The sequence below is a fragment of the Arthrobacter sp. B0316-5-4 genome (assembly GCF_059090325.1).
The window spans coordinates 828,214-849,548 of sequence record NZ_JBNHFN010000002.1 but is presented as its reverse complement, the minus strand read 5'-3'; the positions used below and the strand labels follow the sequence as shown (position 1 = coordinate 849,548).

Annotated in this window: 20 protein-coding genes and 2 tRNA genes; 13 read left to right on the top strand and 9 right to left on the bottom strand. The window is 63.2% G+C overall.

The features are described from left to right. Positions 1–12: 12 nt before the first annotated feature. Positions 13–267: a hypothetical protein gene (locus tag AC5RU9_RS08225; RefSeq protein WP_494016033.1), complete on the bottom strand. Its 255-nt coding sequence runs from the start codon at positions 265–267 to the stop codon at positions 13–15. On the opposite strand from AC5RU9_RS08225, the gene AC5RU9_RS08220 reads away from it, so the two are divergent. Beyond that, complete coding sequence (locus AC5RU9_RS08220) at positions 251–508, top strand: DUF6993 domain-containing protein (RefSeq protein WP_494016032.1); 258 nt, start codon at positions 251–253, stop codon at positions 506–508. The two genes, AC5RU9_RS08225 and AC5RU9_RS08220, sit on opposite strands and share 17 nt — an antisense overlap. Before the next feature lie 55 nt (positions 509–563). Beyond that, positions 564–2,246, top strand: coding sequence for an energy-dependent translational throttle protein EttA (gene ettA / locus AC5RU9_RS08215; protein ID WP_494016031.1), 1,683 nt, complete (start codon positions 564–566; stop codon positions 2,244–2,246). A gap of 75 nt (positions 2,247–2,321) precedes the next feature. Here ettA and AC5RU9_RS08210 read toward each other — a convergent pair whose 3' ends face one another. Continuing rightward, positions 2,322–3,227, bottom strand: coding sequence for an acyl-CoA thioesterase (locus AC5RU9_RS08210; RefSeq protein WP_494016030.1), 906 nt, complete (start codon positions 3,225–3,227; stop codon positions 2,322–2,324). A 63-nt stretch (positions 3,228–3,290) separates the two neighbouring features. Here AC5RU9_RS08210 and AC5RU9_RS08205 point away from each other — a divergent pair, with 63 nt between their 5' ends. Beyond that, the gene (locus AC5RU9_RS08205; protein ID WP_494016029.1) at positions 3,291–3,962 is read left to right on the top strand and encodes a DUF8185 domain-containing protein; all 672 of its coding nucleotides are present in this window, start codon (positions 3,291–3,293) and stop codon (positions 3,960–3,962) included. A gap of 3 nt (positions 3,963–3,965) precedes the next feature. Here the strand turns inward: AC5RU9_RS08205 and AC5RU9_RS08200 are convergent, their stop codons facing one another. After that, on the bottom strand, positions 3,966–4,448 hold the full coding sequence (locus tag AC5RU9_RS08200) for a globin (RefSeq protein WP_283091472.1): 483 nt from the start codon (positions 4,446–4,448) through the stop codon (positions 3,966–3,968). Beyond that, positions 4,441–5,139 (bottom strand): mechanosensitive ion channel family protein, encoded by a 699-nt coding sequence (locus tag AC5RU9_RS08195; protein ID WP_494016028.1) that lies wholly within the window; start codon positions 5,137–5,139, stop codon positions 4,441–4,443. Before AC5RU9_RS08195 ends, AC5RU9_RS08200 begins: the two co-directional genes overlap by 8 nt. Before the next feature lie 87 nt (positions 5,140–5,226). Here AC5RU9_RS08195 and AC5RU9_RS08190 point away from each other — a divergent pair, with 87 nt between their 5' ends. Beyond that, positions 5,227–6,225 carry a Rossmann-fold NAD(P)-binding domain-containing protein gene (locus tag AC5RU9_RS08190; RefSeq protein ID WP_494016027.1) on the top strand — a complete coding sequence of 333 codons (999 nt, stop codon included), beginning with the start codon at positions 5,227–5,229 and terminating at the stop codon, positions 6,223–6,225. On the opposite strand, the gene AC5RU9_RS08185 is transcribed toward AC5RU9_RS08190, so the two are convergent. Together AC5RU9_RS08185 and pepN are read right to left on the bottom strand one after the other, a co-directional pair. Next, positions 6,222–6,701, bottom strand: coding sequence for an OsmC family protein (locus AC5RU9_RS08185; protein ID WP_211712206.1), 480 nt, complete (start codon positions 6,699–6,701; stop codon positions 6,222–6,224). The two genes, AC5RU9_RS08190 and AC5RU9_RS08185, sit on opposite strands and share 4 nt — an antisense overlap. A gap of 58 nt (positions 6,702–6,759) precedes the next feature. Next, complete coding sequence (pepN, locus tag AC5RU9_RS08180; RefSeq protein ID WP_494016026.1) at positions 6,760–9,321, bottom strand: aminopeptidase N; 2,562 nt, start codon at positions 9,319–9,321, stop codon at positions 6,760–6,762. Between the two features lie 132 nt (positions 9,322–9,453). Here pepN and AC5RU9_RS08175 point away from each other — a divergent pair, with 132 nt between their 5' ends. The 3 genes from AC5RU9_RS08175 to AC5RU9_RS08165 all read left to right on the top strand — a co-directional run bounded on the left by AC5RU9_RS08175 (position 9,454) and on the right by AC5RU9_RS08165 (position 11,908). Next, positions 9,454–10,458 (top strand): hypothetical protein, encoded by a 1,005-nt coding sequence (locus AC5RU9_RS08175; RefSeq protein WP_494016025.1) that lies wholly within the window; start codon positions 9,454–9,456, stop codon positions 10,456–10,458. Positions 10,459–10,538: 80 nt separating this feature from the next. Continuing rightward, positions 10,539–11,021: a ribose-5-phosphate isomerase gene (locus AC5RU9_RS08170; RefSeq protein ID WP_494016024.1), complete on the top strand. Its 483-nt coding sequence runs from the start codon at positions 10,539–10,541 to the stop codon at positions 11,019–11,021. Beyond that, complete coding sequence (locus AC5RU9_RS08165) at positions 11,021–11,908, top strand: Fpg/Nei family DNA glycosylase (RefSeq protein WP_494016023.1); 888 nt, start codon at positions 11,021–11,023, stop codon at positions 11,906–11,908. The genes AC5RU9_RS08170 and AC5RU9_RS08165 overlap by 1 nt, the downstream gene beginning before the upstream one ends. 68 nt (positions 11,909–11,976) lie before the next feature. Here AC5RU9_RS08165 and AC5RU9_RS08160 read toward each other — a convergent pair. Next, positions 11,977–12,050 (bottom strand) — tRNA-Gly (locus AC5RU9_RS08160). 128 nt (positions 12,051–12,178) lie between these two features. Here AC5RU9_RS08160 and AC5RU9_RS08155 point away from each other — a divergent pair. From AC5RU9_RS08155 to AC5RU9_RS08130, 6 genes are all read left to right on the top strand, one after another. Next, positions 12,179–12,253 (top strand) — tRNA-Pro (locus AC5RU9_RS08155). Positions 12,254–12,322: 69 nt separating this feature from the next. Then, positions 12,323–13,705 carry a trigger factor gene (gene tig / locus AC5RU9_RS08150; RefSeq protein ID WP_494016022.1) on the top strand — a complete coding sequence of 461 codons (1,383 nt, stop codon included), beginning with the start codon at positions 12,323–12,325 and terminating at the stop codon, positions 13,703–13,705. Positions 13,706–13,925: 220 nt separating this feature from the next. Continuing rightward, a complete protein-coding gene (locus tag AC5RU9_RS08145; protein ID WP_283091474.1) occupies positions 13,926–14,537 on the top strand; it encodes an ATP-dependent Clp protease proteolytic subunit in 612 nt (203 codons plus the stop codon). A gap of 39 nt (positions 14,538–14,576) precedes the next feature. Then, on the top strand, positions 14,577–15,236 hold the full coding sequence (locus AC5RU9_RS08140; RefSeq protein WP_018777832.1) for an ATP-dependent Clp protease proteolytic subunit: 660 nt from the start codon (positions 14,577–14,579) through the stop codon (positions 15,234–15,236). 182 nt (positions 15,237–15,418) lie between these two features. Then, positions 15,419–16,708 carry an ATP-dependent Clp protease ATP-binding subunit ClpX gene (clpX, locus tag AC5RU9_RS08135; RefSeq protein ID WP_211712213.1) on the top strand — a complete coding sequence of 430 codons (1,290 nt, stop codon included), beginning with the start codon at positions 15,419–15,421 and terminating at the stop codon, positions 16,706–16,708. 79 nt (positions 16,709–16,787) lie between these two features. Beyond that, positions 16,788–17,402 (top strand): mycothiol-dependent nitroreductase Rv2466c family protein, encoded by a 615-nt coding sequence (locus AC5RU9_RS08130; RefSeq protein WP_494016021.1) that lies wholly within the window; start codon positions 16,788–16,790, stop codon positions 17,400–17,402. A gap of 15 nt (positions 17,403–17,417) precedes the next feature. Here AC5RU9_RS08130 and AC5RU9_RS08125 read toward each other — a convergent pair whose 3' ends face one another. Both AC5RU9_RS08125 and valS read right to left on the bottom strand, forming a co-directional pair. Continuing rightward, on the bottom strand, positions 17,418–18,293 hold the full coding sequence (locus AC5RU9_RS08125; RefSeq protein ID WP_494016020.1) for an Fpg/Nei family DNA glycosylase: 876 nt from the start codon (positions 18,291–18,293) through the stop codon (positions 17,418–17,420). A gap of 378 nt (positions 18,294–18,671) precedes the next feature. Next, complete coding sequence (gene valS / locus AC5RU9_RS08120; protein WP_494016019.1) at positions 18,672–21,293, bottom strand: valine--tRNA ligase; 2,622 nt, start codon at positions 21,291–21,293, stop codon at positions 18,672–18,674. Positions 21,294–21,335 lie beyond the last annotated feature (42 nt).

Below are 21,335 nucleotides of genomic sequence, written 5' to 3'. Positions count from 1 at the left end.
ATGGCACAATAGCTACGTGATCAGCAGTGGAACATTACCGGAGCGTGGCGTGGCGGCCATGGCCGCGGCCCGAAGAATTCGCGTTGCTGGCTTGTCAGTGCTCGCCGCGACGGCGTTGGCGATGACTGCCTGCACGGGCACCGCTTTGCCCGCCAGCAGCCCTTCAAGCGCCCCGTCCTCCTTGGCTCCCGAGGCGACAGCCAGCATGGACCCAGCGGTGGAAGACACCAGGCTCGCGGTGGAGAGCACCTTGAAGAAGCTGGTCACAGCCAACGCCAAGCCGGAGAGGGAGGCCATAAGGGCAGCCCTGGTTTCCGCAGGCATTCCCAAGGCGAACGTGGAAGTATCTGTCAGCCGCACGCCCACCGGCCTGGATGTCGACGCCATGGAGGCGGCCGCCCTGACCGGGGAAAACTGTGTCATGGGCCAGATCCGGGACGGTGGGGTTGTGGTGACGGTGTTGCCGGTCCTCGCCACCGGAAAATGCTTCGTGGGGGACACCCGCTAGCTGCGCGAGGCGCCCGAATGTGAGTTATGTACGCCTAGCCACTAGATTTAAGGGTATGGCGGAATTCATTTACACGATGACCAAGGCTCGCAAGGCCGTTGGCGACAAACTTATTCTGGACGATGTCAGCATGTCGTTCTACCCCGGCGCGAAGATCGGCGTCGTGGGCCCGAACGGTGCTGGCAAGTCCACCATCCTCAAGATCATGGCTGGACTGGACACGCCGTCGAACGGCGAAGCCCGCCTGAGCCCCGGCTACACCGTGGGAATCCTCTTGCAGGAGCCGCCGCTGAACGAGGAGAAGACCGTCCTGGGCAACGTCCAGGAAGGCGTTGGCGAGATCTACGGCAAGATCCAGCGGTTCAACGAAATTTCCGAGGAAATGGCAAACCCGGATGCCGATTACGACACTCTCCTGGACGAGATGGGCAAGCTCCAGGAAGCCATTGACGCTGCCGACGCCTGGGACATCGACTCCCAGCTCGAGCAGGCCATGGACGCCTTGCGCTGCCCGCCGGCTGATTCTGACGTCACGGTCCTCTCAGGTGGTGAACGCCGCCGTGTTGCACTGTGCAAGCTCCTCCTGCAGAAGCCGGACCTCCTGCTCCTGGACGAGCCCACTAACCACTTGGACGCGGAAAGCGTGCTGTGGCTTGAACAGCACCTTTCCCAGTACCCCGGTGCCGTCCTTGCCGTCACCCACGACCGCTACTTCCTTGACCACGTGGCGGAGTGGATCGCTGAGGTCGACCGCGGCCACCTGTACCCCTACGAAGGCAACTACTCCACCTACTTGGAGAAGAAGAAGGCCCGTCTCGAAGTCCAGGGCAAGAAGGACGCCAAGCTTTCCAAGCGGCTGACCGAGGAACTTGAGTGGGTCCGCTCCAACGCCAAGGGCCGCCAGACCAAGTCCAAGGCCCGCCTGGCCCGCTATGAGGAAATGGCCGCGGAGGCCGAGCGCACCCGCAAGCTGGACTTCGAAGAGATCCAGATTCCGCCGGGACCGCGCCTCGGTTCCTTGGTCATCGAGGCCAAGAAGCTGAAGAAGGGCTTCGACGATCGCGTCCTGATCGAAGACCTGTCCTTCTCGTTGCCCCGCAACGGCATCGTCGGCGTCATCGGACCGAACGGTGTGGGCAAGTCCACGCTGTTCAAGACGATCGTCGGCATGGAGCCCTTGGATGATGGTGAGCTCAAGATCGGCGAGTCCGTGAAGATCTCCTACGTGGACCAGTCCCGTGGTGGCATTGATCCGAACAAGTCCCTCTGGGAGGTTGTTTCGGAAGGTCACGACTTCATCCAGGTTGGACAGGTCGAAATGCCTTCCCGCGCCTACGTTTCGGCGTTTGGCTTCAAGGGGCCGGACCAGCAGAAGAAGGCCGGTGTCCTTTCCGGTGGTGAACGAAACCGCCTGAACCTGGCTCTGACGCTCAAGCAGGGCGGCAACTTGCTGCTCCTGGATGAGCCCACTAACGACCTCGACGTCGAAACCCTCAGCAGCCTCGAGAACGCCCTCCTTGAGTTCCCGGGCTGTGCTGTCGTGGTCTCGCACGACCGTTGGTTCCTTGACCGGGTGGCAACGCACATCCTCGCCTACGAAGGTGATGACGAGAACCCGTCCAAGTGGTACTGGTTCGAAGGCAACTTCGACTCCTACGAGGAGAACAAGGTGGAGCGGCTGGGCGCGGATGCTGCGAAGCCGCACCGTGTCACCCACCGCCGCCTGACCCGCGACTAATACTCGCGCCTGGCAGCCATGAAGCAAAGAACGGCCGGTCCCACAGGGACCGGCCGATCTGCGTTCAGGCGCTTGCTAGGGGATCCTGACCATGCCCTCCTGCGCGACTGTGGCGACATGTTGGCCGGCGCGGTTGAAGATCCGGCCGGTGGACAGTCCCCGGGCGCCTTGGGCGCTGGGGGACTCCTGGACGTAGAGCATCCACTCGTCCACCCTCACGGGGCGGTGCCACCACATGGCATGGTCCAGGCTGGCCACGCTCATTCCGGGCGTCATCCATGCGAGTCCGTGTTTGCGGAGGATGGGTTCAAGGAGGGTGTAGTCGCTGGCGTATGCCAGGGCTGCCCTGTGGAGGTTGGGATCATCGGGCAGGGGGCCGATGGTTTTCATCCACACTGCGTTGGTGGCTATGTGGTCCTTTGGCGGAGAAACATAGATGGCTGGGTCGATGTGGCGGACGTCGAAGGGTCGCTCCGAGGACATATGCCGTGCCATGGGATGGTCGAAGTGGGACAGCAGTTCCGCCGTGCTGGGCAGGGACTCGGGATCAGGAATGCCCTCCGGCATGCTCGCCTGATGGTCCAGCCCGCTGTCCTCCACCTGGAACGAGGCGATCATCGACAGAATCGGAACGCCGTCCTGGTAGGCATGCACGCGCCGGGCGGAGAAGGAACGGCCGTCGCGCAGCCGCTCGACGCCGAACGTGATGGGCTTGTTAGCGTCGCCGGGGCGCAGGAAGTAGCCGTGCATGGAGTGGGCTACCCGGTCTGGCTCCACGGTCCGCATTCCGGCCATCATTGACTGGGCAAGGACCTGGCCGCCAAAAACGCGGTGGCGGGGCTGCTTTTGGGACGGCCCGAGGAAGATGTCCTCGTTGGTGCGGGCACCGTCGAAATCACCAAGGTCCAGCAGGCCGATCAGCACTTCCATGGGGTCTTCTGCGGGTGCCTGCACGTCGAGGCCAGCGTTAGTCTCAGTCATGGTTCGACTTTAGACGCCGCCCCGACCGCTCTCAACCGGGGACATGCCGGTAGAGTCGATCATGTGACAGACGTCTTGACCCAGTCCTTCCGCTTCGCCGATCCCCGTGACCTCGCCGATCTTCGGACCTTCGTTACACGGGCCAAGAGCATCGACGACGGCGCCATCCGCCTTCAGGCTTCGGGCACGGTCCTCGCGGCTTATGTATGCGTCCTGCGGCCCCGCATCCTTGGCGAGTCCACGCCCACCATTCTCGGGCTGCGGACCATGGCCCTCGCTGAGCCGGCCCAAGCTGACGTTACGGTGACGCTTGCGTCCGTGATGGACCGGTTGGCCCGCTCCGGTGCCGGAGACGCTGACCTGCCCATCCCGCCGTCGACCGTTAAAGAGTCCTGGGCGGGCGTCGGAGCACCGAGGGCCGGTTGGGAACCGCAAGCTGCAGTGTCCGACGCCGACCTCAGGTCCGCGGCCGAAGCCGGCATCGCGGAGGTGGCCGGCGTCGTCCCTGCCGTGGCGGGTGCCGCCGTCGTCAATAGTGCCAGGGCTGCCGTTTGGGGACGTGGAATGCCTGGTGTGGAGGATGTACCGTCGGGCGCGGCGTTCGCCGCTTTCGCGTTGGGTTTCCTGGCCGACGGTGAGCAGCAGGTGTACCGAAACGGCCGCTGGTTCCGGTTGAGCGGGCCCCGCGGCCATGTACTGGTCCGCACAGGCGCGGGGCTCGGGCTCGGCTTCTGAGGTTCAGGCGTCGGGTCCGGCTGATGGGCTGTTGACCATGGTCAGCGCGGCGCGTTCCATGTAGTCCCACAACGTGCCCTCATGCAGCGGGGAGAGATCCAACGCGTCCACGGCGGTCCGCATGTGGAACAACCACCGGTCCTTCGCCTCGGGAGTGACCCGGAACGGCATGTGCCGCATCCGGAGCCGGGGGTGTCCACGTTCCTCGCCATATGTGGTTGGCCCGCCCCAGTACTGTTCCAGGAACATGAGGAAGCGCCGCTTCGCAGGCCCAAGGTCCTCTTCGGGGTACATGGGACGCAGCAACGGATCCGTGGCCACGCCGTCGTAAAAGACGTCAATGAGCTTGACGAACGTTTCATGTCCGCCGACGGCAGCGTAGAAGCTGTCCGTGTACGCGGGCTGGCTGAAGGGATCGTTCTGCATCAGTTGGCGGCGGGGGCCCGCCTGCGGCGCTGGTGGCTGCCCACCGGAAATGCTACTCATTGGACTTCTCCTCGGCCTTGGTGGCGCGTGGTGCGCCAGCGGTCACGGGCGCAGCGGCAGCGCCTGGGTCATCGCTGGTGGTTGGTGCTTCCAGCGGTACGTAGTCACCCTGCGAGCGGTTGCCCACCCGTAGGATTTCACCGTTGCGCAGGTACCAGATGGCTCCGTCTTCGGCGCGGACCCGGGTAATTCGCAGTCCCACGGATTCAACGGTACCAACCACTTCGCTGGTAACGATCACGTCGCCAATACCGTATTGGTCCTCGATGGTGATGAAGATTCCCGCGAGGAAATCCCGGATCAGCTGCTGGGCGCCGAAACCGATGGCGACACCAAGGATGCCAACGCTGGTCAGGAGGGGCGCCACGTCGACGTTCATGTATTTCAGGACGTAGATGATGACAATCACCACAACAATGACGCTCACCAGGCTTGTCAACAGCGTGCCGATGGTCTCGGCACGCTGGGAGCGCCGTTCGTGGTCCAGTGCGCGTATGGCGGGTTGCACCCACTTGAAGTGCGCCTTCTTGAAGAAGGAACTGCCGGCAGACACCCGGCGCGTTATGCGCCCGATGATGAACCGTGCAACGATCCAGACTGCCAGCCCCACACCGATGGTGATGAGGATTGATACGAGGTCGATTTTCTCTGGTTCCAACGTGATGGTTTCCGCTAGGGGGATGGAGGTCAAGGTGGAATAGCTCCTTGTCGTCGGCCCGTGTTCGCCGGGCGCGGAACACTCTGTCCACTGACAACCCTAGCGCCGTAGCGTGACGGTATGCGCATCCTGGTCCTTGGCGGTACCGCCTTCCTGTCTGCGGAAATCGCCCGGCAGGCCGTGGCCTCGGGGCATCAGGTCACCTGCTTTGCCCGGGGTACTTCGACGCAACCGCCCGACGGCGTTACGTGGGTCAGGGGCGACCGCACCGTCGGTGCCACGGCCTACGCAGGCCTTGGCCGCAACTGGGACGCGGTGGTGGAGGTGGCACGGGATCCTGTGAGGGCACGCGAGGCATTGGAGCTGCTGGCACCAGGCGCCGCGCATTGGACCTTCGTCTCGAGTTGCTCGGTGTATGCGGACCATTCAGTTCCGGGTGCCGATGAAACCGCAGCGCTTTTGGACCCCTTGCCTGAGGGGCAGGCGGGGACGCCGGAGACCTATGGCGAATCCAAAGTGGCCATCGAGCAGCTCACTGTGTCCGCCGCAAGGGACAAAGCCCACATTGTCCGTGCCGGGCTGATCGGCGGCCCGGGCGACGAAACGGACCGCTACGGCTACTGGCCTGGCCGTTGTGCTGCCGGCGGGGACACGGTACTGGTTCCGGACATCCCGGACGACGCAACCCAGATCATCGACGTCCGGGATCTGGGGGCATGGATCCTCCGGGGCGCGGAGACGGGGCTCACCGGCACTTTCAACGCCGTGGGGGATGTAGTCCGGTTCGAGGACTACTTCGCAGAGTGCGTGCGTGCGGCCGGAAACCTGGACCTGGACGTTGCGCGCGCCACCGGAGCATGGCTGGCGGAACAAGGGGTGGAGTACTGGGCGGGTCCTGATTCCCTGCCCCTCTGGCTTCCGCCGGACCATGACGGATTCCAGGCGCGCACCAACCAGGCAGCCCGGGACCGTGGAATACATCTTCGGCCCTGGCAGGAGACGCTCGCTGCCGCCCTTGAGGACGAACGGAGGCGGGGCTTGGACCGGGAACGCAAGGCCGGGCTCAGCCGGGACACCGAACGCAGGCTCGTGGCACTGTGGCGGGACCAGCAGCGTTAGGCAGCGGCCGCCGTCGTGATGGGTTCGTGGTGTACCGGGAAGTTGACGCTGCGGGCGATGAAGCAGACCTGATTGGCTTCGTGGTGCAGCTGGGGCACCAAGGCGGAGTGGCCGGGGTCGGCGATGGTGACGTGCGGCTTCAGGGTCACAGCTTCAAACTGTCCGCTGCCGTCCCGGTTCATCTTCATGAGGCCCTCGGCGTTGTCCTCGTAGGCCGTGACCACCACGCCATGTTTGACGGCCACATGCAGGAAGGACAACATGTGGCACTGCGAGAGCGCGGCAAGCAACAGCTGTTCGGGGTTGTACCTGGTCCTGTCGCCGTGGAACGTGGGGTCGGCTGAACCCTTCAGCGTGGGCAGCCCGGCGATCTCCACATCATGCTCGCGGGAGTAGCCCCGGTAACTGGAGGTGCCTTCGCCCAGGTTGCCTGTCCAACGGACGGTCAGCTCGTAGTGGTGCTCGTTCAGGCTCATGCGGACAGTCTAGCTACGCAAGCGCGACCGTCCGCATGAGCCTGATGTGCGGTTTTGCCTAGATGTCCGCTGCCCTTGCGCGCAGTGCCCTGACAACGCCGTCGCGGTTCTCCAGCATCATGCGGCGCAACGCGGCGCTCTCTTCCGGAAGTCCGGCCAGGAATTCGTCCGTGCGGTCCACGGTGGCTTGCGTGGTGAGCTGTGCAGGGTAAAGGCCCACCACAATCTGCTGCGCCAGGGCATGGGTGCGTTCCTTGACGATTCCGGGCACGGCCTCGAAGTACTTCTCTGCGAACGGCTCCAGCAAGGCAGTGTCGGGCACCCGCATAAAGCCGGCCACGGCGGACGCCTGGAGGGCGTTGGAAAGCTCCCCCTTGACCACTATTGAGTCCCAGGCCGCTTGCTTGGCCTCGGGGGTGGGGATAGCCGCCTTGGCCTGCGCCGCAGCGTTTTGGCCGTTTGAGGTGTTGTCACGGGCGAGTTCGGAGTCGATGCGCTCCTGGCCCTGGCGGCCCCCGGCCACCAAAGCGGTCAGGAGTTCCCACCGCATGTCCTGGTCGACAGTCAGGCCCTCGAGTGTTTCCGTCCCGTCAAGGAGGGCCTGGAGGCGGTCCAGCTGCCGGTCGCTTCGCGCGAGCTGGGCGAAGGCCTTAGCGAACTGCAACTGTGCGTCCGAGCCCGCCTCAACGGAGGAGGCCAGCTCCCACAGCTTGCCGGCTGCCGCGGTGGTGGCCGCCAACTTGTGGTCGGCCGCCACGTAATACGTCAGGGTGGTCGCGAGCTGGCGCAGCTGGACCAGGATCACCGAGGAATCAGTTTCGTCGGCAATGTTGGCCAGGATCAGGTCCGCGTAGCCGCGGGCCGGGGTTTCGCCGTCGCGCGCTGCGTCCCACGCCGAGCCCCACACCAAAGTCCGGGGGAGGCTGGCCGCGAAATCCTTCAGGTGTGCTTTGGCCGTCGCCAGGCTGTCCGGGTCCAGGCGGACCTTTGCGTAGGCGAGGTCGTCGTCATTGAGCAGGATCAAGTCAGGACGCTTGATACCCACCAGGGCACGCACTTCCGTGCGGGGGCCGTCGACGTCGAGTTCCTCCCGGTGGGTACGTTCCAGCTTCCCCTCGGCGGAGAGGGTGTAGAAACCGACCGCCAGGCGGTGCGGGCGGAGGGTGGGCTGTTCCTCGATCGCGGTCTGCCGGATGGCGAAACCCGTGATGGTGCCGTCGGCATCGACCGTGAGCTCGGGGGAGAGGGTATTCACGCCGGCCGTCTCGAGCCAGAGCTTGCCCCACTGGTCAAGGTCGCGTCCGGACGCGGCTTCGAGTTCCACCATGAGGTCTGAGAGCTCGGTGTTCTTCCAGGCGTGCTTGGCAAAGTAGGTGCGGACCCCGGCCATGAACTGCTCCGGACCCACCCAGGCCACCAACTGCCGGAGCACGGAGGCGCCCTTGGCGTACGTGATGCCGTCGAAGTTGACCTCGACGTCCTCAAGGTTGTTGATCTCGGCGAAGATCGGGTGCGTTGTTGGCAGCTGGTCCTGCTTGTACGCCCAGGACTTCTCCACGGAGGCGAACGTGGTCCAGGCCCTGTCAAATTCGGTGTTTTCCACGGCTGCCAGGTGGGACATGTACTCGGCGAAGGACTCGTTGAGCCAGAGGTCGTTCCACCAGCGCATGGTTACCAGGTCCCCGAACCACATGTGGGCCAGTTCGTGCAGCACCGTGATGGCACGCCGCTCAATCTGGGCGCCCGTGACTTTGCCGCGGAAGACGTAGCCTTCCAGGATGGTCACGGCGCCTGCGTTTTCCATGGCTCCGGCGTTGAATTCGGGCACGAACAACTGGTCATACTTCTCGAACGGGTAGGGGCATCCGAACTGTGCTTCGAAGAACTCGAAGCCCTGGCGCGTCAGTTCGAAGATGTTGTCCGCATCGAGGTACTGCATGAGGGACTTCCGCGCGAACACTCCAAGGGGAATAACCCGGCCGTCGGAGCTGGTGACCTCGGAGCGGACGGACTGGTACGGCCCCGCAATCAGGGCTGTCACGTAGGAGGAGAGCCGCGGCGTCGGTGCGAACTCCCAGACAGACCGTGCGCTACCGTCCTCGGCGGCTGTGGTTTCGGTAGGAACGGGTGTGGGGGAGTTTGAGATGACGTCCCAGTGCGAAGGCGCCGTCACGGTGAAGGTAAAAGTGGCCTTCAGGTCCGGCTGCTCGAAGACGGCGAACATGCGGCGGGAGTCCGGTACTTCGAACTGGGTGTAGAGGTAGGCCTCGCCATCAACGGGGTCGACGAAGCGGTGGAGGCCTTCGCCGGTGTTCATGTAAGGGGCGTCCGCTACAACGGTGAGCTCGTTCTCCGCCGCGAGTTCGGGGAGTTGGATACGGACTCCGTCGGCCACCTCCGCGGAGTCCAGCTCCGTGCCGTTGAGGGTCACGCTGTGGACGGCCTGTGTAATGGCGTCGATGAATGTCGAGGATCCCGGGCGTGCCGAGAACCTGACAACCGTGGTGGAACCGAAGACATCCGGGCCTTTGGTCAGATCCAAGGTGACGTCGTAGGACCCGACGTTGAGCAGTTCGGCGCGGGTGGCCGCTTCATCGCGGGTGAGGTTCAGGCCTGGCAAAGTGGTGCCTCCGGGAAAGTGGGATGGCCGACCGGTAGGCCCGGTCGCTGGTGTGAAGCCATTCTTTCACTCCCTGCCCGTAAGGCAAGGAGCTCTCACCATAGTGTCGTCCTGACGGAGTAGCGTTGGATCATGGGACGGTTCCGGGACACGCTCGACTTCCGCGCACTACGGTTCGCGGTGGCTTTTCCTTTGATGCTCGCAGCGGGATTCGTTGTGTGCGCGCAAATGGTGCGCAACGACCTTCCCCAACCGGTCGCCGTTATGTGGAACGCCGACGGCGGAACCTCCTTTGCGCCTTTCGGCGCCTATGTAGCCGGCGGCGCAGCCCTCATCACCCTCCTCGGATGGGCAGCGTTCCTGCAGGCCGTACCGTTGGCCCGGCCGGTGGTCATGCGGCGCGTCATGATGGGCCTTGGCCTCATGCTCAGCCTTTTCATCACGACGGTGCTGGCAGCTGGCCTGGTAGGACAATCGGGGGCTGCGGATGCCCGGTTGTCCCACGTGGACCCGATCGTGTTGGCCATGGGAAGCGGTGCTGCCCTGGCCCTCGGCGTCGTGATGATGTTCGCCTTCAAACCCGACCCGCGCTGGACTCCCGAGGACGACGCAGCACTCCAATCGGAGCTCCGCCACCTGGAGGACCCCGACCTCGCCAACGACACTCTCAGGATGTGGGTTCACGCCCGCAGTTCGGTGTTCATCATGATCATCGTTTCGGCGCTGTTCCCCGCTGCGCTGATAGCCGTCGTGGTCCCGTGGCTGGGTGCCCTGGTTGCTTTCGCCGCCCTGGTGGGCGCGGGATTCCTGTTCGCCCGGGTACGTGCTGACAGGGGAGGGCTGCAGGTCTTCGCGGGCGGCATCGTACGCGTCCTGGCCGTTCCCGCCGTCGACATCGCAGCCGCAGCACCTGCGGAAGTGAAAGCTGCCGATTACGGCGGGTGGGGCTGGCGGCACCACGACGACGCCACGGCGATGCTCGTCAGCAGCGGACCCGCGGTTGTCGTCAGGAGACTCAACGGGCGACGCGTGGCGCTTAGCGCTGGAACGCACGCCTCCGCGGACAAACTTGCCGGAATCCTGAACAGGGCTGCCCATCGGGCGCAAGGCGACGGGCAGACCCAACAACCCGGCTAGCGGTACCCTAGGTAGCGCATCCCTCATCGCCGCGCCCGGCCAGGTGCCGTACCCGCGCGCCAGAAAGAAACGGACTTCCTGTGACTACACCCCGCGTCCACATTGCAACGGACCACGCCGGCATGGAACTGAGTGCCCACCTGGTCAGCCACCTCACTGCCAAGGGCTACGACGTAGTGGATCACGGTCCCAAGGAGTATGACGCGCTGGATGACTACCCCTCCTTCTGCATCAACGCAGGTCTCGCCGTGGTCGCCGACCAGGAAGCCGGCGTGCATGCCCTGGGCATCGTCCTTGGCGGCTCCGGCAATGGGGAGCAAATTGCTGCCAATAAGGTCAAGGGTGTCCGCGCCGCCCTGGCCTGGAACCTGTCGACGGCCAAGCTCGCCCGCGAACACAATGACGCCAACGTCGTTGCAGTCGGAGGCCGCCAGCACAGCGTTGAGGAAGCCACGGAGCTGATCGAGGCGTTCCTCGCTGAACCTTTCAGCAACGACGAACGGCATGTCCGCCGGATCGGCAAGATCGCGGTGTACGAAAACACCGGCGAAATCGTCGAATAGTGCCCGAAGGCCACTCGGTCCATCGCCTGGCCCGCCAATTCCAGGATGTTTTTGGCGGCCGGCGCTTGGACGTTACCAGCCCGCAAGGACGGTTCGCCGCCGGCGCTGCGCAGCTGACCGGGCACACCATGGTTGACGCCATGGCCCACGGAAAGCAGTTCTTCCTCAGGTTCGACCACGGATTAATCCTCCACGTCCATCTGGGCCTGTACGGGGCCTGGAGCTTCGGCGGCGACGAATCCTTTACTGGGGCGTCCAGCATCGGGGCTCCCCGTCGCATCGGCGAGCGGGAGACGGGTTCAGCTGAATCGGACGGTGCTTACGCCGGGCCACCGGCGCCAGTGGGGGCCGTGCGTGTCCGCCTCGTTTCGGACCACGGCTGGGCAGACCTGCGCGGGGCAACCACCTGTGCGGCAATCACAGCCGCCGAGGCCGATGCCGTGCTCGCCAGGCTGGGTCCGGACCCGTTGCATAACCGTCCGGGGGACAGGGACGAGTTCATACGACGCCTGTGCCGCCGCAAGACCGCCGTGGCTTTGTTGTTGATGGACCAGTCGGTGCTCGCCGGGGTGGGCAACATCTACCGGGCCGAGGTGCTCTTCCGGCAGGCGGTTGGTCCGTGGACCCCAGGGAGCAGCATCGACGCCGAAACGGCTGGGCGCCTATGGGACGACACCGTGGAGACAATGGCCGACGGCGTCCGCGACGGACGGATTGTTACGACGCCTCCGGCACTGTGGACCGGTGGAGGGGCAACCGCCCCCGACGCCGATGCGCACTTCGTCTATAAACGTCACGGCTTGCCCTGCCGGGCATGCGGGACGCTGGTGGGGATCACGGAAATAGGTGCACGCAAGCTGTACTGGTGTCCGGGCTGCCAGGTTTAGGCGGTCCGTGTTGGCGACTCTCTGCGGAAGCAAAAAAGCGCCCCGATCCGCAGATCGGGGCGCTTACCTGGAGGGGACGACGGGAATCGAACCCGCGTAATCAGTTTGGAAGACTGAGGCTTTACCATTAAGCTACGTCCCCAGGATGGATATCCTGTTTCAGGACATCTTCCCGGTGGCTGTTGAAGCCGGGTACAACTAAACCTAATTCCGGCGGCGGTGTCAAATGTGCATTCTTGGCTCGCTTGCCCGTAGACTGTCCTGTGCATTCGGGGTGTAGCTCAGCTTGGCTAGAGCGCCTGCTTTGGGAGCAGGAAGTCGCAGGTTCAAATCCTGTCACCCCGACTCTGTGTTTGTGTCCGCTTCAGGGATACGACAGAACCCCATACCCACAAAATCAGGAGTACTTAGACTGTGAAGAGCGCTGTCGAGAACCTCACCGCAACGCGGGTCAAGCTCAACGTTGAGGTTCCCTTTGAGGAACTGAAGCCGAGCATCGATGCCGCGTACAAGACCGTTGCTTCGCAGATCCAGGTTCCCGGATTCCGCAAGGGCAAAGTTCCTTCCAAGCTCATCGACCAGCGCGTCGGCCGTGGCTACGTACTGGAAACGGCCATCAACGATGGCCTCAACGGCTGGTACCAGGCTGCAGTCCAGGAAACCGGCGTTCGCCCCCTGAGCCGTCCCGAGGTTGAGATCACCGAGGTTCCGGACCCGTCCGCAACCGATGGTGAACTCAAGTTCCAGGTCGAGATCGATGTCCGTCCCGAGATCGAACTGCCGGAATACTCCGGCATCAAGGTTGAGGTTGCTGCTGCGGAATCTTCCGAAGCTGACGTCGACAAGGCCCTCGACGAACTGCGCGGCCGTTTCGGCACGCTGAAGTCCGTTGAGCGTCCCGCCAAGAACGATGACTTCCTGACGATCGACATCAACGCCACGATCGACGGCGAAGAGATTGATTCCGCTGCCGGACTGTCCTACCAGGTAGGCGCAGGCACCATGCTCGAAGGCCTGGACGAAGCCGTAACCGGCCTCTCTGCCGACGAAGAAGCAATCTTCGACACCACGCTGGTTGGCGGCGACCACGCCGGCGAAGCAGCGCAGGTCAAGGTCACGGTCAAGGCCGTCAAGGAGCGCGAGCTTCCTGAAGCCAACGATGACTTCGCACAGCTGGCCTCCGAGTTCGACACCCTGGCTGAGCTCCGCGAGGACCTCGCCAAGCAGGCTGCCGACTCCAAGGTTGTTGAGCAGGGCGTTGAAGCCCGCGACAAGGTCCTGGACAAGCTCGTTGAGCTCGTTGAGGTCCCCGTGCCCGACTCGGTGGTCGAAGAGCAGATCGAAGCGCACTTCAACCCGGAGAACGCCCACGGCGAAGGTGACCACGACACCGAGGAGCACCGCGCCGAGGTCAAGGCCAACACCGAGCGTGCCTTCCAGAACGAGATCATCCTTGACGCCATCGCGGACAAGGAAGAGGTCGATGTCAGCCAGAACGAGCTCATCGACTACATCGTGACCACGGCCAGCCAGTACGGCATGGACCCGAACCAGTTCGCCCAGATCATTGATCAGAGCGGCCAGGTTCCCATGATGGTTTCCGAGGTCCGCCGCCGCAAGGCGCTGGCAGTCGTCCTGGGCCAGGCAGAGGTTGTCGACTCCGAGGGCAACAAGGTTGACCTCACCGACTTCGTCCGTCCCGCCGGTGAAGCCGCAGCCGAAGAAGCAGAAGCTGTTGAAGCAGCCGACGAAACGGAAACTCCCACAAGCGACGACCCCGCCGCAGTGAAGTTCTAGTTCACGCTTTCAACCGACCCCGGATCTCCTGATCCGGGGTCGGTTTGCTTTAAGGCTGAACATGGGTGCTGAACGCAGACGTGCGCCGTCAGCGAACAGCGCGATTCCGGCGAACAAATCGCCCCTGAAAACGGTTAGTGTCCAAGTAGTGAAGTTCAGTGAGGTCACTGTCACCAGCGAGAGGTAAGTACTTATGTCACAGCAATCAGAGGCTCCCCGGATGGCAACTGTCGATCCCGCAGCCCAGGACAACTACATCTACAACCGCCTGCTGAAAGAGCGCATCATTTGGCTCGGTTCTGAAGTGCGTGACGAGAACGCCAACGCCATCTGCTCCCAGCTGCTCCTCCTCTCGGCGGAGGACCCTGAGAAGGACATCTACCTGTACATCAACTCGCCTGGTGGGTCCGTGACGGCCGGCATGGCCATCTACGACACCATGCAGTTCATCCCGAACGACGTCGTCACCGTCGCCACCGGCCTGGCCGCCTCCATGGGCCAGTTCCTCCTGTCTTCCGGAACCAAGGGCAAGCGCTATGCAACCCCCAACGCCCGCATCCTGATGCACCAGCCCTCGGGCGGTATCGGTGGTACAGCCTCGGACATCAAGATCCAGGCCGAACTGATCCTGCACATGAAGAAGGTCATGGCTGAGCTGACGGCGGAGCAGACGGGCCAGACCGTCGAAACCATCCTCAAGGACAACGACCGCGACAAGTGGTTCACCGCAGCCGAGGCCCTGGAGTACGGATTCTTCGACAAGATTTCGGCTCACGCCGGCTCTGTCGCCGGCGGTGGCGGAACGGCCAACCAGTCGAACTCCGATAACTGACCGGCACCAAAGAACCACTGAAACTCAGGAGTAAAGAACATGAACTACAACTTCGGATGGTCTGCCGGTAACCTCCCGTCCAGCCGCTACGTCCTGCCCCAGTTCGAAGAGCGCACGCCCTACGGCTTCAAGCGCCAGGACCCGTACACCAAGCTGTTCGAGGACCGCATCATCTTCCTCGGTGTGCAGGTTGACGACGCTTCTGCCGACGACATCATGGCCCAGTTGCTGGTCCTTGAGTCAACGGACCCGGACCGCGACATCACCTTGTACATCAACTCGCCGGGTGGCTCGTTCACCGCCATGACGGCCATTTACGACACCATGCAGTACATCCGCCCGGAGATCCAGACGGTCTGCCTCGGCCAGGCGGCCAGCGCCGCAGCGGTCCTGCTCGCGGCCGGTACGCCGGGGAAGCGTTTGGCGCTGCCGAATGCGCGCGTACTGATCCACCAGCCGGCTCTCTCCGGCGGCCAGGGTGGTCAGGCTTCTGACCTTGAAATCCAGGCCGCTGAGGTCATGCGCATGCGTACGTGGCTTGAGGACACGCTGGCCCACCACTCGGGCCGGACCTCCGAGCAGGTAAACAACGACATTGAGCGTGACAAGATCCTGACGGCCGCCGAAGCCATGAACTATGGTCTGATCGACCAGGTTCTTGACTCCCGGAAGATCAAGCCCCAGGCAATCGCCCGGTAGTAACCGGAATTGGACGCCGGTGCGGTTCACGAAATATGGACCGCACCGGCGTTCTGTTTCCACCCAAGCAGCCCATTGTGACCTAGAGTGGATCTTGTCACGGTGGTGCCAACCGCGGCTTGGCCGCACACTTGAGTACGGCGCGGCGCCGCATCACCCGCATGCAACGAAGGGATTCCCACATGGCTCGGATTGGCGAGAGCACGGATCTGCTGAAGTGTTCTTTCTGCGGAAAGAGCCAAAAGCAGGTGCGGAAGCTGATTGCCGGGCCCGGTGTGTACATCTGCGACGAGTGCATCGAGCTGTGCAATGAAATCATCGAAGAGGAACTTGCGGAGGTTTCCGACCTCGGAAGCTTCGAACTTCCTAAGCCCCGCGAGATCTTCGACTTCCTGCAGGAATATGTCATTGGCCAGGAACCGGCGAAGAGGTCGTTGGCCGTTGCCGTGTACAACCATTACAAGCGCATCCAGGCAGGGCACGCACCCAAGACCGGAAGCCTGGGCGAGGGCTCGCACCACGAGGATGTGGAAATTGCCAAGTCCAACATCCTGCTGATTGGTCCCACCGGCTGCGGAAAGACCTACTTGGCCCAGACGCTGGCCCGGCGGCTCAACGTCCCGTTTGCTGTTGCCGATGCCACGGCCTTGACGGAGGCGGGCTACGTGGGCGAGGACGTTGAGAACATCCTGCTGAAGCTCATCCAGGCCGCCGACTATGACGTCAAGAAGGCCGAACAGGGCATCATCTACATCGACGAGATCGACAAGATTTCCCGCAAGAGCGAGAACCCCTCGATCACCAGGGATGTCTCCGGAGAGGGTGTCCAGCAGGCGCTCCTGAAGATCCTCGAGGGCACAGTGGCCTCGGTTCCGCCGCAGGGCGGCCGGAAGCACCCCCACCAGGAATTCATCCAGATCGACACCACCAACGTGCTCTTCATCGTGGCCGGTGCGTTTGCCGGATTGGAAGACATCATTGGTTCCCGGTCCGGGCGCAAGGGCATCGGCTTCGGAGCTCCGCTGAACGAGGCCCGGGACAACGTAGACACATATGGCGAAGTCATGCCCGAGGATCTGCTCAAGTTCGGATTGATTCCCGAATTTATTGGTCGGCTCCCGGTCATCACCACCGTTTCCAGCCTTGACCGGCCCGCCTTGATCCAGATTCTGTCCACCCCAAAGAACGCCCTAGTGAAGCAGTATCAGAAGATGTTCCAGCTTGACGGTGTGGACCTTCAATTCGACAACGATGCCCTGGATGCCATTGCCGACCAGGCGCTGGAGCGCGGCACTGGTGCCCGCGGACTCCGGGCGATCATGGAAGAAGTGCTGCTGCCAGTAATGTTCGATCTTCCCAGCAGGGACGACATCGCCACAGTAGTCATCACCTCCGACGTCGTACTCAAGAAGGCGCAGCCCACCATGATTGCCCACGATGTCGTGGCCAAGCGCAGGAATAAGTCGGCCTAGGCGCCTGTTAGCGTAAATAAGGCAAGGCTCCGCCGGAGTCGCCAGCCAACCACCTTCCCACCTTTCCGAGGAGTTCCCTGTGCCCGAACAGACTGCCAACAAAGCTGATTTCTGGTTCGACCCCGTCTGCCCGTTCGCGTGGATCACGTCACGCTGGATCGGGGAAGTGGAGCAGGTTCGTGGAATTGAGACTGAATGGCATGTCATGAGCCTCTCGGTCCTCAACGAAGGCCGTGACCTTCCTGATGAGTACCGGACCATGATGGATGACAGCTGGGGACCTGTCCGCGTCATCATCGCCGCCCAGGAACTCCACGGCGACAGCTACGTCAAGCCCCTCTATGACGCCATGGGGGAGCAGATCCACCATGAGGGCAACAAGGACCGCGCCTCGGTCATCCAGAAGGCCTTGGCCGAGGTAGGGCTGCCGGCAGACCTGGCACGCTTCGCAGGCTCGGACGAGTACGACGCCAAGCTCCGCGAAAGCCACGAGGCCGGAATTTCCCTGGTCGGCCAGGACGTGGGAACCCCGGTGGTCGCGTTCAACGGAACAGCTTTCTTCGGCCCGGTCCTTACCCGGATCCCGCGCGGCGAAGTGGCCGGTAAGTTGTGGGACGCCACGGTCACCTTGGCTGACTACCCACACTTCTTCGAGCTGAAGCGCAGCCGCTCCGAAAGCCCCGAATTCAACTAGCCGGAAATAATCCAGCTACTTCAGGAACCGTGAAGTCCGCCGATCGGCGAGGATCTTGCCGTTTGTCTGGCACGTAGCGCAGTACTGCAGGGAGGTGTCCGCGAAGGACACCTCCCTGACTGTATCCCCACAGACCGGGCACGGTTGTCCTGTCCTTGCGTGCACGCGGAAATTGCTCCGCTTGGTGTCTTTGAGTTCACTGGATGGCTTGCCGGCCGCGGCGTTGACGGCACCTACCAGGACTTCCTGCATGGCGGCGTAGAGTCGCGCCACGGTTGCCTGGTCCAGTGACTTCGCGCTTGCGAAGGGAGAGATCTTGGCGGCGTGGAGGATTTCGTCGCTGTAGGCGTTCCCGATTCCGGCAATGACGCCCTGGCTGCGGAGCAGCCCTTTGATCTGTTGCGAACTGGACGCGAGGATGGCCGCGAAAGCGTCAACGTCGAAGTCCGGGCTGAGCGGCTCGGGCCCCAGGGTAGCGATACCGGGTACGTCATGGGGATCCTTGACCACGTAGATAGCCAGGCTCTTCTTGGTTCCGGCTTCGGTCAGGTCCAAGCCGATGTGCGCGTCGTCGGAAGGCCGGTGAAGCAGCAGTCGCGCCGCGATGTTGCTTTTCCCCATGCGCAGTCCGGCAGATGATGGGTGCTCGGTGTAACGCACCCAGCCGGCCTTCGCCAGGTGGAACACGAAGAACAGGCCTTCGACGTCGATGCACACGAACTTCCCGATGCGGCGGACGCCTTGAACGGTCCTGCCTTCGAGGGCGCTGTAGGGCGGGTCGGCTGTCTTAAGCGCCGAGAACGAGTTGATGCGGACCTCGGTTAGCACGGCGCCATGGAGTTGGGTGTCCAGGTACATGCACAGCCCGTGCACTTCGGGGAGTTCCGGCATGGTCATACTCTGCCATATGACAGGGTGAAACCGCAGGAAAAAGGGAGCAAAGAGCCTTCGACGAACTACAGTTCTGTAGTTCTGCCGGAGGCCTTGTGCATCGCCCGCAGCGGGACAACAATGGTTCTTACCCACTTCGAAAGAAGAGGGACACGGAAACCAAAGATTCAGTGATATGCAACCAACGCAGCCTTTGGCGAAGTTGGAAGCAAGCTACCAGTGACGTGGTAGGAAGACCTGAAATTCCAAGGATTCCGCCAGACTGCCAAGCCGTCACCAAGCAGCCGAAAAGTCGAAGCCCCACCAACGGCAAAACGCTGATGGGGCTTCCCCTTTGCCCAAAAACGGGCACGATCCCGCTAGTGCGGATCCTGGCTGCTAGGACGCTGTAGCGTCCTCCACGGGTGCCAGGACAACATCACTGACGGCCAGGTCGCCTTCGCCGGACTGCAGCGTGATTTCCTTGGCATTGGCAGCCGCCTTCAGGTCGCCGAGGCCGGCCTTCAACTGGGCTACCAGTACCTCAGGAGCGCTGATGGTGGCAGAGAGCACTTCGGTCCGCTGCTTGACCTTGGCCTCGGACTTGGCTTTGCGGATGCCGCTGAGGGCAACGCCCACGGTGCTGAGCATGGTGGTGTCGCCGTCGGTGATTTCTACGGCGGCGGGCCACTGTGCACGGTGCACCGATCCGGTGCGCCACCAACCCCAGACCTCTTCGGTGGCGAAGGGCAGGAAGGGTGCGAACAAGCGCAGGAGTGCGTCCAGGGTGGTTGCCAAAGCTGCCAGCACGGATGCCTGCTCGGCTTCCCCGGCCGCACCATAGGCGCGGTCCTTGATGAGCTCCACGTAGTCGTCCGTGAACTGCCAGAAGAACGATTCCGTGATCTGGAGCGCGCGGGCGTAGTCGTAATTCTCGAACGCCTTGGTTGACTGGGCAACGACGTCGGAGAGTTGGGCGAGCAGCGCGCGGTCCAGCGGGTTGGTCAGCACGGAAAGGTCGGAGGTGACCACCGAATTTTCCGTGGCGCCGAGGTTCAACACGAACTTCGAGGCGTTGAGCAACTTGATGGCCAGGCGACGGCCGATCTTCATCTGGGCGATCTCGTACGCGGTGTCGGCGCCCAGCTTGGCCGATGCAGCCCAATAACGGACAGCGTCGGAGCCGTACTCGTTGAGCACATCCGTGGGCACCACAACGTTGCCCTTGGACTTGGACATCTTCTTGCGGTCCGGGTCCAGGATCCAGCCGGAAATGGCTGCGTGCTTCCAGGGGGCGCTCTTCTGCAAGGCATCGGCACGGACGGCCGAGGAGAACAGCCAGGTGCGGATGATGTCGTGGCCCTGGGGACGGAGGTCGAAGGGGTAGACCTTGGAGAACAGGTCCTCGTCCCGGCTCCAACCGCCCACAATCTGCGGGGTGAGGGAGGAGGTGGCCCAGGTGTCCAGGACGTCGGCGTCACCGGTAAAGCCGTTGGCCTGGTCGCGCTGCGATTCTTCGAAGCCGGGGGCAGCGTCAGCGGCGGGGTCCACCGGCAGCATGTCGTCAGACGGCAGGATGGGGTTGTCGTAGCCCGGGTTGCCCTGGGCGTCCAGTGGGTACCAGACGGGAATGGGCACGCCGAAGAAACGCTGGCGGGATACCAGCCAGTCGCCGTTCAGGCCTGCGATCCAGTTTTCGTAGCGGGAGCGCATGAAGGCCGGGTGGAAGGTGATCTCCTGGCCACGGCCGATCAGCCGTTCCCGGCGTTCCTCGTCGCGGCCACCGTTGCGGATGTACCACTGACGGGACGTCACCACTTCGAGGGGCTTGTCGCCCTTCTCGAAGAAGTTCACCGGGTGGGTGATCTTCTTGGGTTCGCCATCGAGCAGATCGGCGGCCTTGAGCAGTTCCACCACGGCTTCCTTGGCGGAGAAAGCGGTCTTGCCGGCAATGGCTGCGTAGGCTTCCTTGCCGGCGTCGGTAGTGATCCACTCCGGAGTGTCGGCGATGATCCTGCCGTCGCGGCCCATGATGGCCCGCGTGGGGAGCTGGAGTTCACGCCACCAGGTGACGTCGGTCAAGTCGCCGAACGTGCAGACCATGGCTATGCCCGAACCCTTGTCCGCCTTGGCGAGCGGGTGGGCCTTGACTTCAAGCTCCACGTCGAAGAGGGGAGACTTTACTGTCTTGCCGAACAGCGGCTGGTAGCGCTCGTCGTCGGGGTTGGCCACCAAAGCTGCGCAGGCAGCAAGCAATTCCGGGCGGGTGGTCTCGATGAAGATCTTTTCGCCGTCTTCGGTGAAGAACGGGTAGCGGTAGTAGGCGCCGGCAACTTCGCGGTCCTCAAGCTCAGCCTGTGCCACAGCGGTGCGGAAGGTAACGTCCCACAGCGTCGGTGCCTCGGCCATGTAAGCGTCACCGGCGGACAGGTTCGCAAGGAAGGCGCGCTGCGACACCGCGCGGGAGGTGTCGTCGATGGTGCGGTAGGTCAGGTCCCAGTCCACGGACAGGCCCAGGGTCTGGAACAGGTTCTCGAAGACTTTTTCGTCCTCGACGGCGAGTTCCTCGCACAGTTCGATGAAGTTCTGGCGCGAAACGACGTCGAAATCGCGCTGGTTCTTGGCCGGCTGAGCAGGCGGCGTGTAGTCAGCCTTGTAGGGGACGGCCGGATCGCAGCGCACACCATAGTAGTTCTGTACACGGCGCTCGGTTGGCAGGCCGTTGTCGTCCCAGCCCATGGGGTAGAAGACGTTCTTGCCCGTCATGCGCATGTAGCGGGCCTGGACGTCGGTCTGGGTGAAGGAGAACATGTGGCCCACGTGGAGCGAGCCTGATGCCGTCGGCGGGGGAGTGTCGATCGAGTAGACCTGCTCCCGGGTGGTGTCCGGGTTGAACTTGTAGGTTCCCTCGCTCAGCCAGCGCTGCGTCAGGGCAGCCTCGAGGCCTTCAAGGGCCGGCTTGTCGGGAACGTTGATGGGGGCGGTGGCGGGCGTGTCTGTACCCTGCGTTGATTCAGCCATGGACCAATTGTTTCATGGCCTGGCGTTACAGCCCGCCGCCCG